Origin of the sequence: Polyangium spumosum (genome assembly GCF_009649845.1) — a bacterium.
GTDB classification, from domain to species: domain Bacteria; phylum Myxococcota_A; class Polyangia; order Polyangiales; family Polyangiaceae; genus Polyangium; species Polyangium spumosum.
Genome location: NZ_WJIE01000004.1, coordinates 658,639 through 672,199, shown reverse-complemented (window position 1 = coordinate 672,199; position 13,561 = coordinate 658,639). Strand labels below are relative to the sequence as shown.

Genomic DNA, 13,561 nt, shown 5'->3' with positions numbered 1-13,561 from the left:
CCTCGTCAATCGAGCGTCGCGAAGAGGACGCGGCCGACGCTCGGATCACCCTGGATCCACGCGACGACGGCGCGATCACCCGGGCCGCCGATGGCCACGTGCGGCGCGAGCGCGTGATCCCCGGCCGGCGAGAGGACCTCGATCAGCCCGAAGCCAGCCGCGCTGCCACGCCGCGCAGCGACGCGGAAGCGCCCGCCGACCTGCTCGCTCCACGCGACGAGCACCCCGCCGTCCCGGCCGACGGCGACGACCGGCGTGATCGCCTCGGTCGCCTCGTCGCTCGAGAGCACGAGTGGTTGATCACCCGGGTGGATCCAGGTGTCGTCGGGCCTGCGCAGGGCGAGGTTGACGACAGGCCCGGTCCCCACGTCCTCGGACCAGACCACGTAGAGGAACCCCTGCGCGTCGAACGCCGCGCGGACGTCCCGACGTTTGCCCTCCGGCCGCGAGAACGTATCTCCGAGATCCGCGGGCCGCGTCCACGTGCCCTTCGTGTCCCGCGCGGCGAGGTACACCGCGACGCCGCCCTGCCCCGTCTCCTGCGTCCACACCACGACCGCGCGCCCATCCTCGGCGACCGCGGGCTTCGGGTTCGAGATGGGATCGTTGTCGACGGTCGCGCCGTCCGCGGAGACGAAATCGTCCACGCCGGGCCGCGTGAACGCGCCTCCTTCGCCCATCCGCTCGCTCATGAACGCCATGAGCGCGCCGCCCGCGGACTGGTACCAGGACACGACCGCGTCGCCCCGGCCGTTCACGGCGATCTGCGGCGCGTTCGAAAAAAACGAGGGCGGCGAGAGCACGTCGTCCTCGGCCGCAGGCCCTTCCCACGCCTCGCCCGGGCCCTTCCGGCGCGCGACCGCGACGCCGTAGTGGGAACCGTCGTACCACTGGTTCCACACATGCAGGACCTCGCCCGAGGGCGCCGTCGCGAGCCTCGGCTCGTACGCCTTCTCCCCGAGCGAGGCCCGATCCGCGACGGACGTCGGATCGGTCCACGTCCCGTCCGGCGCGCGTTCGCTGCGGAAGACGTCGCCCTCGCTGCCGGAGATCGACTGGCGCCACGAGACCACCGCGTCGCCCGCCTCGCATCCGACGACCACGCCCATGCCGGCGAACCCGGGCAACGCGGCGCTCGGCTCGCGAAGGGACAAACCCGCGTCCGTCTCCTCGGCGACGACGACGACGTCGTGCCCGGGCAGAGCGGCCTCGTCCCAGACGAAGATCACGCGGCCCCTGCCGTCGATCGACGCGGAGACGCGGCGCGCCCCGGGGCTGCCGATCGCATGGGAAGGCGCGGGGTACACGAAGGCGCGCGGGCGACAAACCCCGCCCGCCTCGGCCACGGTCCACGCGGGGCAGCAGCCTCCGTCGGGCAAGGCGCGGGCGGGGCCGCAGGTGCAGGCGACGGGGTCGTCACAGGCGACCTCGACCTCGCCGCAGCCGAGCGCGCCGAGGCCGAAGAGGAGCAAAACGACGAGCGAACGTGTCATGGAACCGAGAGCCGGCGAGCCCGGGTGAGCGAGGTGAGGAAGACGCGGAGGTCGGCGCGCTCGGGCTCCGAGAGCGCGGCGAACGCGTCCCGCGCGGCCTGCGCCTCGCCGCCGTGGAGCAGGATCGCATCCTCGAGGGTCGGGGCGCGGGCGTCGTGCAGGTAGGGGCGGCTCCGCGCGAGGCCCCAGAGCGGGCGGGTCAGGAAGGTGCCCGGACGAACCCCCCGATCCGCCTGGTTCTCCGCGAGCGCAGGGCCCATGTCGTGCCGCTTGAGATCGCTGTAGAGCCAGACCCGCAGCGAGCCTCCCTCCGCCGGCGGCGTGATCCGCGGCATGGCCGCGTCCCGCGCGAGATCCACGGAGACGGAGGCCCCGCCCTCGCGGCTCGGGAGCGTGAACACCGCGCTCTCGAGGGATAACGACGGGACATGGCAACCCGCGCAGCCGAGGGCCTGGAAACGCGCCTCGCCCGCGCCGAGCCGCACGATGTGGTCCTGCTCCTCGGGGAGATCCGAGATTGGCACCTCCTGCATCGCGAGGAAAAGCGCGAGCGCGGTCACCTGGCCCTCGGTGATCTCGTCCGTGACGCCGTCGCCGTCGGGGTCCGTCCCGCCAAACGGCCCGATCCGCGCGGGGTCCGCGTGCGCCACGAGCCAGGTGGATTGCATGCCGTGGTGGACGTTGAGCTCGTCCTCGACGACGTCGCGCAGCGAGGCGAAATGCCCCTTCCAGCCGAAAGGTTTGACCACGAGATCGGCGTCGACCCCGAGCAGGCTCGTGCCGTCGAGGCCGCCGTCGGGCCGGGCCTCGAGCTCGCCGAAATCGACGCCCTTGGCCACGAGCGGCCCGCGCGCGGGTTTGCCCGCGGCCTTCGCCGCCGCGACGAGCGACGCACGCGCGTGGGCGAGCTCGGCGCTCATCTCGCGCGCGACGAGCTCGACGAGGCCCGCGCCCGCGAGCGAAGGCGGGTTCCGCGCGAGCGCGCTCGACTGCCGATCGCCGTCGCCCGCGAGGTAGCTGTTGTCCGCGGCGTCGCCCGCGCCGCCGGGACCGCCGCGCCAGTGGCACGAAGCGCAACGCATGGCGTCCGGCCCGCCGCGGCGGCCCTGGTGGAAGCGCGAGAGGTGCGGACGATCCTCGCCGCCGTACCCCATCGGAGGCGTGAACGTGGCGTGGAAGAGCTGCGCGCCGAGCTGGAAGATCTCCTCGGGCGGATGGAGGCCCGCCTCGAGATCGGACTGCTCGACGCGGATCGAGCGAGCGAGGTGCTCGGGATCGACGGCGTCGAGGAAGCGGTGCTCGCGCCGCCGCGCGTCCCGCGCGAGGGCGTCGTACGCTTGACGCTCGAGGTCCGGATCGAGGTTCGTCGTGTACACCCCGAGCGCGCGCGCCGATCCTTTTTGCGCGGTCGGGATGGGCGTGGGCTCGAGCGCGCACGCAGCGAGCGTGGTGGCCACGAGCGTGAAGGAGAGCGCGCGCTTCATTGCAACACGTGGACCTTCGGCTCCCGCGTGAGCGAGAGCAAAAAGACGTGGAGGTCCTTCCGGTCCTCGGGATCGAGCGCGCGGAAGGCGTCGCGCGCCGGCTCGGCCTCGCCGCCGTGGGCCTCGATGGCCTCGGGGATCGTCGCGGCGCGGCCGTCGTGCAGGTAAGGCGCGGTCTCGGCGAGGCCCCAGAGCGGGCGGGTCAGAAAGACGCCGCGCGGGATCTCCCCGGTCCCGTCGTGGGGATCGGCGAGCGCCTCGCCCATGTCGTGCCGCTTGAGATCGCTGTAGAGCTTCACCAGGCTCGTGCCGCGTGGTTTGTCGCCGTCGCGCATCAGGTTGAGCTCCACCGGCGGCCCGCCCGTCGTATCGGGCCACTCGTACCAGCGCACGCTCGAGAGCGGCAGCTCCGGGCGGTGGCAGCCCGCGCAGCCGGCCTCCTCGAACACGGCCATTCCATTCGACCAGCGCGCGCGCAGCGCCGGATCGTGCGGCGGCAGGATCACCGGCGACTCCAGCATCGCCATGTACACCGCGGTCGCCGTGAGGATGCCCTCCTCGATCTCGCGCTGCACGCCGTCGTCATCGGGGTCCCACCAGCTCGGCCCGGCGCCGAGCTTCGGCACGTCCGGCTCGACCTGCCACCCGAGCGCGAGCACGTGCGACTGCACGCCGAAATGGATCCGCGCCGCGTCCTCGGTGAAGCGCCTGAGCCGCGCGATGTCGCCCTTCCAGCCGAAGGGTTTGACCACGAGATCCCGATCCACCCCGACGACGGCCGACGTCTCGAGCGAGCCGTCGGGGCGCGCCGTGAGGCTGCCGAACGAGACGCCCTTCGATTCGAGCGCCACGGTCACGTCGGCCCCGCTCGCCGCGGCCTCGGCGAGCGCGTTCGTGCGCGCAAGGCCGAGCTCGTAGGTCATCTCCGCGGCGAGCGCCTGGACGAACCCGAGGCCGAGCACGTGCGGCGCGTTTCGCTGGTTCGCCGACGAGGCCCGATCGCCGTCGCCCAGCAGGAAAGCGTTTTGCGTCGGCGCGCCCGCGCCGTCGGGACCGCCGACCGAATGGCAACCGGCGCACGAATACGTGTCGAGCCCGCCGCGCACGCCCGTGTGCACGCGCATGAGCCCGGGATACGGCGCGTCGCCGTAGCCGTCTTCCTTGCGGAACTCGTGCGCGAAGAGCGCGTCGCCGAACTGGAAGAGCCGATCGAGATCGTAAGCGCCGAGATCGATCGTCGACTGCAGCGCGAAGATGTGCTCGCGATCCTCGCCCTTCTCCGCGGCCTCGAGGTACTCCTCGAAGCGCTCGCGTTTGGCGAGGTCGAGGGCGCCGCCGACCATTTCATCGAGCTCGACCGCGGAGGGCGCCTCGCCGTGTGGCCAGGGGACGGGCCCCTCGCCCCCGGCGGCGACCACGAGGCCGGCCGCCAGGGGGAGGAGGAGCGCGAGTCCGAGCCGACGGAGAGCGCTCATGCCGCGAGGCTCCGCGTCATTGCGGCGCGCAGACGGGGAAGCAGCAGGGGATGTAGCGCGTGACGCCGCCGCAATCGAGGCCGGGCTGCGCATGACCGTCCCCGGGATCGCCGGAGAAGACCGTGTCCGCGTCGAGCGTGAACGTGCCCGAGAGCGCGCCGGCCGTGTTGTTCAGCGTGAGGTACTCGCCGTCGCCGATGTGGTTCGTGATGTACGTCCAGTTGTTGCACGTGGCGCCGGCGCCGGGCTGCGACGCGACGCCGCCCACCGTCTCGACCGTGCTGCGGTTGACCCACACGGTGATCATGCCACCGGCGGGGACCTTCGTGAGCATCTTCGTGACGTCGGCCGGGTGCGCGGCGGGGTTGTCGAGGACCTCCTTGAGCTGCAGGTAATCGCAGACGCCGGCCGCGCCGATCGCCTGGCACATCTTCGTGCCGGCCTCGTAGCCGAGGCTGCCCATGAAGCTCCACTGCGCCGCCTGCGGCGCAGCCGTGAAGTCGCTGAAGATGAGCTTGCCCTCGCAGGGATCGACGGGGGCGTCCGTGCCGCCGTCGAGCTGGCAGTCGTCGGGGCACACGTCGCCGACCTCGTTCTGGCCGTCGTCGCAGTCCTCGCCCGCCTGCACGATCTTGTCGCCGCAGAACGGGAGCTTGCACTTGTCGGTGCAAGAATCGTCGGGCACGCAGTTGCCGTCGTCGCACTCCTCGCCCGGATCGACGTTGCCATTGCCGCAGACGGGCGCCGTCGAGCCGCCGCCGGGGACGCAGGTCGGGGCGCCGCCGCCCGCGCCGCCCATGCCGCCGCCGCCGCCGCAATCACACGGCCCGAAAGCATTGCCGGACACGTTGCAGACCTGGACGCCCTCGCCCCCACCTGCGCAGACACACGCGGCGGTCTGCCCGGGAACACAGGCGGTCGAGCCCGACCCGCCGGAGTTCGTGTTGTCCCCTCCGCTGCACGCCTGGGCGAAAAACGCCGCCAGGCCGAGCGCGGTCAACGGAACGAGAATCGATTTGATAAAGCTATTGCGCATGCTCCACTCCCGGTGCTTCCCCCACGACGCGGTGACCCGATGAGACCAGCCGGCTATTTAAACAAGCCAGCTTCGGTGGGTCAACACATAACTTTCGCTAAAAACCCGGCCCGGAGGTCTCGCCGACGCGGATCGCGTACATCCATTCGCATCCCAAAGGACGCGGCCCGCGGCGCGGGTATGGTCGCATCGCAATGCGTCGCAGAACCGAAGGCGCGGGGAGGGTGCGCTCGAGGGAGGGCGAAATAGGCGGGCAGCGCGCCATTTTCGGCTGCCCTTTCCTGCATTTACTGGAGCTTGAACATCGCCATCGCGGTCGCGCCGCTCTTGATGGCCACGCTCCTCGATTTCGTGGCGCCGCTCGCGGGCTTGCAGCTCACCGAATAGGTGCCGGGCGAGAGCGAGAGCTTGAGCGTCGACGTCGTCCCCTTCGAGGCGCCGTTCACCGAAAACGCACACGTCCCGCCGACCGCGACCGCGACCAGCGTGCCGTTGCCGCCGCCGGCCGCAGGTGCCGCCGTCGCCGTGGCCGTCGGCGGCGCCTTCGCCGTGCTCGTGGGCGTCGGGATGGGCTTCGACGTCCCGCCGCCGCTCGGGGCGGTGCCCACAGGCGCGCTCCCACCACCCACGTTGCCGCCCGCCGCCGGTTTGCCCGCATTGGGATCCCCCGCCGGAGGCGTGTTCACCGCGACAGGCTCTCCCGTCGCGGCAGGCGCCGTCTCCGCAGGTTCGGCCGTCTCCGCAGGCGGCGCCGCCGTGGCCTCCGGCGCGCCGGTCGTCGCCGGCGGGGGCGCGACGGCCACCGGCGCGGCGCTGTCCGCCGTCGTACCCGCCTCCTCCTTCTTGTCGCCCCCGACGAGCAGGAGCACGAGGATCACGGGCACGAGCACGGCCGCAGCCGCGAGCCCTCCGATGAGGACCCGTCGATCTTTCTTCGGCGCGAAGGGGTTCGGCTCGACCGCACCGCCCATCGGGCCGGTGCCCGGCGGCGTCGCCGGATCCACGCGCCCCGCAGCCCACGCGGACTGCGCCGTATCGGGCGCCCCCGAAGGCCCGAGCCCGGAGGGCCCGGCCATGCCACTCGCCGCGCCCCCGAAGACAGGGCCCGCTCCTCCGCCAGGCGGGAAAGGCACGGTCCCCGGCGTCGGGGGCTTCAGGTCCTTGGGCGGCCCGGGCGGCTGCGGGACGAAATCACCCGCGAGGAACATCGTCCGCTCCATCTCGCCGATGGCCTGGGCCGTGGGGATCATCCGCGTGACGGACTCCTCGTCCTCGATCCCCGGCTGGCTGCCCGCAGGTGTGCGCGGCGAGGGGAGAGGCGTGGGCAGGGGCGGCGGCGGCACGGAGCCAGTCTTCTTGCGTTGCTTGGCCGCGTGCGTGATCGCGCCGATGCGATCGATGATCACCTGCCCCTCGGCCGTCACGTAGGGCCGGAGCGCGTGCGCGAAGCCGTGCACGTTGGCGAAGCGGCCGTCGACGTCCTTGGCCATCGCCCAGCCGAGGATCTGCTCGATCTCGGGCGGCAGATCGCGGCGGAGCTGGCTCACGGGCCGCGGCTCCTCCTTCGTGATCTGCAGCATGAGCATCGCCATCTCGCCCTCGAAGGGCGGGCGCGCCGTGAGCAGGAAATAGAGGATCGCGCCGAGCGACCACACGTCGGCCCGCACGTCGACCGTCTTCGCCTTGCGCACGATCTCCGGCGAGGAGTAAGGCGAGAGGCCAAGCATCGTCGTGGCCGTCATCTCGCCCGCCATGGGCGCGGCCACGTCCCGCATGAGCTTCGCGGTGCCGAAGTCGATGACCTTCAGGAAAGGCGCGCCGCCGACACGCGTGGTCACGAAGAGGTGTTGCGGCTGGAGTTCGCGGAAAATGATGCCGTGCCCGTGCGTCTCGGCGACGGCCTCCGCCGCCTGCAGGACGAGCAGGCAAGCCTCCTGCAAAGGCAAGGGGCCGCGGGTCTTCACGTGCGTGGCGAGGTCGGTCCCTTCGAGGAACTGGCGGACGAGGTAAAACGTCCCGTCCTGCTGGGTCCCCACGTCGATGATGCGGGCGACGTGCTCGGATTCGAGCTTGGCGAGCGTGCGCGCCTCGCGCCGGAACCGCTCGAGCTCCTTGTCGTCGGTCTGGCCGGCGAGCAGGAGGCGGATCGCGACACGTTGGTCGAACTCCGTGTTGAAGGCCTCGACGAGGACGCCGTGCCCCCGGCCCAGGATGGTCCGGATGCGGTACTTCCCGGCCACGAGGCCGCCCGGGCGAATTTCGTCAGGTCGCATGTTTCGGATCGTGGCGGCGTCGAGGAAAGCCGCGGGGGCATTCTTGCACGTCTCGGGCCTCGGTGGGTACTTCCCGCGATCCTTTGAAGGAGCCCCTACTTCAGGGGCTCGATCGCCGCGGTGCAGGCCGCGTCCACGGTGGCAGCGTCCTTGAAGCCGAGCCAGCCGAGGATGCAGAGGTCGCCGGGATCCTGCTCGTTCACGATCTTGCCGCCCTTGTGCCGCTCGAGCCCCCGCGCCTTGTTGACGAGCAGGAGCTTGTCGGCCGTGGAGCCGAGATCGTCGACCACCTGCTGCATCGCAGCAGGATCGAGGTTGCACACGGCCGCGAAGTTCGACTCGAGCTCGAGCTGCGTCGTCGCCGCCCCGCCGGAGACGTTGCTCTCCAGCGGGTGGCGCAGGCCGAGCTGGCCGTAGATCCGCATCGGCCGCGTGGCCTGGCCGTGGCAATCGAGCGTGCCGCAGCGGCGCTCGAGGTAGGGCGAGACGCTCGCCGTGAAGACCGCGGGGTTCGGGCACGCGTACGCCTCGAGCCCCTCCTCGCCCACGCAGCTCGAAGCCCCGAAGCCGATGGCCAGAAGCCCCGCCGAGACGACGCCGAGCGCCGCGAGGCCCCGCCGGCCGAACAGCCGCTCACGCAGGTTTCGCGTCACGGCGCACCTCCACCACAGATCGGATCCGTGTCTCCGTCGTCCACGATCACCACGCCGGCCGAGTCACGCCCGGCGCCCGTGCCCGGCCTGTCGTCCGAGGGCAACTTGTGGCACGTCGCGCAAGAGCCATCCCGGCCGATGATCGAGTTCATGTTCCGCGACCCGGCCCTCACCTTGAGGGGGAACGTGAGGTCGGCCCATTTCTCCTTCTCGATGAAGAAGTTGCCGGCCGCGTTCGTGCAGGCGAACCGCGAGGGCCCGGCCGAGTCGAAGATCTCGACCTTCACGTTGGGCGCCGCCGCGAGCGCGCCCGTCATGGCGTCTTCCTTGTACACGGTGCCCGCGATCGCGAACGCCGGCGCGGCCCCGCCGTACGTCGAGTGGCAGGACAAACAGGGCTGACCCGGCCTGTGCGTCGCGCTCGGCGAGCCCGTCTCCGCGGGCAAACCGTCGATCACCTCCTGCGGGAGGGGATCGTTACCGTTGCAGGCCACGGCGCCGAGCGCGGCGAACGCGAGCGCGAGGGCCGTTCGTCCCTTCGATACGGGGACCATCAATCGACCTCCAGCTCCAGGGTCGCGGCGGTGAACAAACCGAACCGGTTGAAGACGTAGATGTGGTCGAAGTACTGGTTGTAGAGGCCCTCGACCTGGAGCTGCGCCGAGAGCACCCGGGCGAGCGCGTACCTCACGTTCGCGCCGAGCGTGAAGCCCATGAGCGCGCCGAGCTCGCGATCACTCGTGCGGTACTGGGGGACGTTCCACCCCGCCGCCGTCTGCTCCGCGATGTAGGCGCGTTTCCAGAAGTCGACCGACGACTGGATGTTGAAGCGCAGGTGGCTGCCGACGCGCAGGTCGTCGTTGACGTCGAAGAAAAAGCGCGCGTCGGTGGTGCTCGCCATCTGCCCCCACGTGTCGACGTAGACCCGCTCGTCGCCGCGGATCGTGGTCTTGTCGAAGCGCTTGGCCGCGCGGCCGACGAGCGCGAAGCGGCTGCGCTCGGTGGGGAGCTGCTCGAGCGGCGCGAAGGGCAAGCGGTTCGAGCTCACGACCTGGCGCGTCGCGCCGAGCGGGACGCGCGAGGCGACCGCCTGCGTGAACATCGGGATGTGACGGTAGGGCTTCGAGGTGTCGCCGAAGACGAGCTCGGCCGTGCCGCCGACGACGACGATCGTGCTCGGATCGATCACGAGCGAGACGCCCGCGTCGATCGTGTGCCGCATGATGTCCTCGGAGAAGACCTCGAACGGCGTGCCCGCGCGGCTGAGCACGTCGAAGCCGAGGTTGTAGGCGAGGGTCGGCGTGACCATCTTGCTCTTGAGGTCCGTGCTCAACGCGACGCCGACGCTGCGCGCGAGGTAGTCCGGCTCGACCGAGACCGCGCCGTTCAAGCCGACCTTCACCGTCTTGACCTTGAAGTCACCCGAGAGCGAGCCCGCGTAACGTGTCTCGTTCCAGCGCCGCGACGCCGTCGCCACGATGTCGGGCGAGGCCGTGCTGACGACGTCGACGACGAAGCTGCCGCCCACCTGCCAGCCCGCGGTCGGGTTCTCGCCGGAGACGTACGCGGCCGGCGACACGACCGTGGTGTTCAGCGTGTCGGTGTAGAACATCGTCTCGAGGCCGGCCCTCAGCGTGAAGCCGCGCCCCTTGCCGCCGGTGTCGATGCAGCGCTGCATGTCGGCCGGCGTGCGCGCGGCCTGCATGCACTGGAAGACGGCGCTGTTGTTCCCGCCCGCGCCGCCCTGATCGACGTTGACGGTGATCTGCTCGCCGCGATCGAACGCCTCGGTCGTCTTGTACTGCGCGGGGAACTTGCCGCGCTTGCCCTTGGCCTCGATCGTGGCCTTGCCCGGGTTGTGCGGGATCGGCTGCTTGACCTTCTCCTTCGGGATGGCGACGCCGTCGATCTTGATCTCGACGTCGCTCCACGAGCTCGGGATCTGCAAGGTGATCGTGGGCGTGTCGAGTTTGAGCTTCTCGAGCAGCGCCTTGGCCTCGTCGACGACGCCGGGGTTGTTCTCTTCTTCCGCGTACTTCGACGCGATCTGCGCGTCCGCCGCGGCCTCGAGCAGGAGGCCACCGACGTCCTGGCACTTCGCGAGCATCAGCTTGCCCGCGGCGAACTCGCTCGACGTCGCCATCTCGGCGATGAGCGTCTGCATGCACCCGCTCCAGTCCTTCTGGGCGAGCGCGGCCTCCGCGGCGCTGACCGAGGCCATCTGCTGCTTCGTCGGCGGCGGGCGCGAAGGGCCGAGGATCTGCCGCGCTTCGGCGTAGGTCTTCTCGAGGTCCTTCGTCGCCCACTGCTTGTCGAGCTTGACCTTGGGGTCTTCCTGGAGGGCCGCCTCGAACGACTGCTTCGCCGCGTCGAGCTTCTTCTTGCCCGCGCCGTGCACGACGCCCATCGCCATGTGGATCTCGGCGCGCACGCTCGGCTCGCAGGCCTTGCCCTTGCACGCCCTGAGCGCCGCACCGAGCCGCTGGAGGGCCTTGTCGTACTTGCCCTCGACGAACTCGTTCATCGCCTCGGCGACCGCGACGAGGCCGTCGGCGTCCTTGTCCCCCGCGAACGAGGGCCCTGCGTCCGTGAGCCCGACGAGCGCGAAGACGGCCGCCGGCAACAAGAACGCGCGGATCAGTTGTCGGGCGCGCCGCACAGGATCCACTCCTCGATGATGTCGTACTGCGCCTGCGTGAGCCGCGCGTCGGCGACCGCGTCGTCCTCGTCGACCTTCGGCATGAGCGGGAAGCAGTTCGGAGGTTTCGTCACACCCATCTCCGTCCGGATGCTGCAGAGCAGCGACGAGCTCGGGAGATCACCACACGCGACGTACGGCCCCGCGGGCAACGTGATCGCGAGCAGCTCTTCGCGGAGCTTCTTCGGGTCGTTCGGCGTGAGCTGCGGCGGCTCGACCCCGGCACCGTGACACGCGGCGTCGGTGCACCGGCCCGGGGCTCCGTCGAGCAGCGGCGCGACCTGCATCGCGAAGCTGACCCCGCAATTGGGATCGGCCATGCAACTGCCGCCTGCCGCCGAGGAGGAAGGCCCGGAGCCCCCCACGACCTTCGCCGGATCGCCGTAGGGCGGGATCTCCTCGGTGGCGCATCCGGCGACCGCCATGGGGAGCGCCGCAAGCGCGGCGAGAAGGAGGATGGATGAGCGATCGAGCATGGTACCGGGGAGGCTCGCCATCATAACCGGGCCCGGGAAACAGGGACAAGCTCTCCTTCAGGGATCGGCCGCGGCGCGCCCGATCGCCGCGAGGACGTCCTCCACGGTGCAGGCGCCGTCGATACGCGCGACCTCGCGCCCCTCGGCGTCGAACACGATCGTCGTCGGCACGACGCGCGCGCCGTACCGCTCGGCCCAGAGCTCGGCGTCGGGTGACGCCGACCCGTCCGTCAGATCGATGCGCAGCGCCACGAGGGGCGTGCGCTGAAGAAGGATACGCGGATCGGACCAGACCTCGCGCGCCATCATGAGCGAAGCCGCGGACCAGTCGGCCGAGAGGTGGACGAGCAGCGGCAAACCTTCCCGCGAAGCACGCGCGCGGGCCCGCGGCTCGTCCGTCTCCCACACCCACGGCCGAATCCGAGGCGGAGGCTTCGGGTCGTCGCGCGGCGCGGCGGCGGCGACCGGGGCCGGCGCGTCGCCGGGGATCGCCACGACCGGAGGCGCCTCCGGCGGACGCGCTCCGCACGCGACGAGGCAAGCCGCGAGGAAAAACGCGCGGTTGTGGATCAAATGTTTGGAGAGACGAACGAGGAGACGTTGAGGGGGGCTCCGTTTGTCCGGGCGTCGGGAGCCCCCTCCCTTCGGGTTCACTTGCCCTTGGCAGAGCAGCGCATGGCGCACATGAGATCACCCGGCGCGCAGCCGCAGGAGCTCGGCTTGGGCGTGGGTTTGGCCGTGGCCGGCGGCGCCGTGCCGCCGCCCGTCTTCGTCGTGCCGCCTGTCTTCGTCGTCGTGCCGCCCGTCTTCGTCGTGCCGCCCGTCTTCGTCGTGCCGCCCGTCTTCGTCGTCGCGGCGACCGCGGACGCGCTGGCCTCGGGCGTCGCGGTGTCGGCCACCGACGGCGTCGGGGCCGGCGGCGCGGTCTCGAGCGGAGGCGGCGTGTTCACCGGCGCGGCCGAGGTCGCCACCGGCTGCTCCGGCGGCGGATCACCCTTCATGACCATGAACGCGCCGACGATCGCGCCCACCGCGACGAGCGCGCCGATGCCGATGAAGAGCGGCGTGCGGTTCTTCTGGGGCTTGGCCTCCTCGGGCATCGGGATCGGCGCCGCGGCGGGCGCCGTGACGGGCGGCGCCGCGAGCTCGAACAAGCCACCCGAGTCGCCGAGCAAGCTCGCCGCGGCGCTCGCCGCCGGAGGCGCGGCCGCGCCGGCTGCGAGGGCCTTCAGGTCGATGAGGCCGGAGTCCTCGGTGTTCATCGACTTCGCCGGCGACGACGCCAGCGCGCCGAGGCTGCCGAGGCTGCTCGCGGCCGACGACGACGACGAGGCGGCGCGGTTCGTCAGGGCGCTGAGCGAGAAGAGCGCCGACTGCTCCTCCTTGGGCCCGGCGCCGATGCGCACGGGCGCGGCTGCGCGGGAGGAGCCGCCGAAGCTCGAGGCGCTCGTCGACACGTCCTGGCTGGACCCGTCGGTGCCGAAGAGGTCCCGCGCTCCGCCGCGCGCTGCGTCCTTCTTGACGGCGGCTCGCGCGGGCTCGGGGGCAGGCGGCGGCGCGCTCGCGCCTTGCGCGGCCGCGTTGAGCGCGTCCACGATCGCCGGCACCTGGCCGAGGGGCTGCCAGTCGCCCATGCCATCGGCCCAGACGTACGTGTCTGCGGTGATGACCGAGCTGTTGTAGGCCTGGACGATCTCTTGCAGCGACATCGTTCGCTGATCGCCCTCGGCCACGTTGACCTGGTACGACCCGCCGTCCGTCGCCGCGGCCTCTTCGGCTCCGGCGGCCGAGGCGGCGTCGGCGTTCGTCGTGGTCGCCCCGCTGCTGTTGACGAGGATCGTCGCGCCGCACTTACGGCACTTGATCTTGACGGTCTTGCCTTGGACCTTCTCGTCCGAAACCGTGTACTTCGACTGGCAAGATTGGCAGGTGATCTTCATGTCGCGTCTGGTTCGGAGGGTCGACTGTTTACC

The 13,561-nt window shown here is 71.2% G+C and carries 11 protein-coding genes; all 11 read right to left on the bottom strand.

Annotated elements, in window-relative coordinates:
• Positions 1-5: 5 nt before the first annotated feature.
• Positions 6-1,493 (bottom strand): hypothetical protein, encoded by a 1,488-nt coding sequence (locus tag GF068_RS16670; protein ID WP_153820353.1) that lies wholly within the window; start codon positions 1,491-1,493, stop codon positions 6-8.
• Positions 1,490-2,977, bottom strand: coding sequence for a di-heme oxidoredictase family protein (locus GF068_RS16665; RefSeq protein WP_153820352.1), 1,488 nt, complete (start codon positions 2,975-2,977; stop codon positions 1,490-1,492). Before GF068_RS16665 ends, GF068_RS16670 begins: the two co-directional genes overlap by 4 nt.
• Positions 2,974-4,452: a di-heme oxidoredictase family protein gene (locus tag GF068_RS16660; protein ID WP_153820351.1), complete on the bottom strand. Its 1,479-nt coding sequence runs from the start codon at positions 4,450-4,452 to the stop codon at positions 2,974-2,976. The genes GF068_RS16665 and GF068_RS16660 overlap by 4 nt, the downstream gene beginning before the upstream one ends.
• 16 nt (positions 4,453-4,468) lie before the next feature.
• Positions 4,469-5,488 (bottom strand): hypothetical protein, encoded by a 1,020-nt coding sequence (locus GF068_RS16655; protein ID WP_153820350.1) that lies wholly within the window; start codon positions 5,486-5,488, stop codon positions 4,469-4,471.
• Between the two features lie 287 nt (positions 5,489-5,775).
• Positions 5,776-7,761 (bottom strand): serine/threonine protein kinase, encoded by a 1,986-nt coding sequence (locus GF068_RS16650; RefSeq protein WP_153820349.1) that lies wholly within the window; start codon positions 7,759-7,761, stop codon positions 5,776-5,778.
• Between the two features lie 95 nt (positions 7,762-7,856).
• The gene (locus GF068_RS16645) at positions 7,857-8,414 is read right to left on the bottom strand and encodes a hypothetical protein (protein WP_153820348.1); all 558 of its coding nucleotides are present in this window, start codon (positions 8,412-8,414) and stop codon (positions 7,857-7,859) included.
• Positions 8,411-8,968, bottom strand: coding sequence for a hypothetical protein (locus GF068_RS16640; RefSeq protein ID WP_153820347.1), 558 nt, complete (start codon positions 8,966-8,968; stop codon positions 8,411-8,413). The genes GF068_RS16645 and GF068_RS16640 overlap by 4 nt, the downstream gene beginning before the upstream one ends.
• Positions 8,968-11,073, bottom strand: coding sequence for a DUF3570 domain-containing protein (locus tag GF068_RS47050; RefSeq protein ID WP_153820346.1), 2,106 nt, complete (start codon positions 11,071-11,073; stop codon positions 8,968-8,970). Before GF068_RS47050 ends, GF068_RS16640 begins: the two co-directional genes overlap by 1 nt.
• Entirely contained in the window at positions 11,052-11,588 is a 537-nt protein-coding gene (locus GF068_RS16630; RefSeq protein WP_153820345.1) for a hypothetical protein, read from the bottom strand. The genes GF068_RS47050 and GF068_RS16630 overlap by 22 nt, the downstream gene beginning before the upstream one ends.
• 57 nt (positions 11,589-11,645) lie before the next feature.
• Positions 11,646-12,161, bottom strand: coding sequence for a thioredoxin family protein (locus tag GF068_RS16625; protein ID WP_170319521.1), 516 nt, complete (start codon positions 12,159-12,161; stop codon positions 11,646-11,648).
• Between the two features lie 77 nt (positions 12,162-12,238).
• Complete coding sequence (locus GF068_RS16620) at positions 12,239-13,528, bottom strand: zinc-ribbon domain-containing protein (protein WP_153820343.1); 1,290 nt, start codon at positions 13,526-13,528, stop codon at positions 12,239-12,241.
• Positions 13,529-13,561 lie beyond the last annotated feature (33 nt).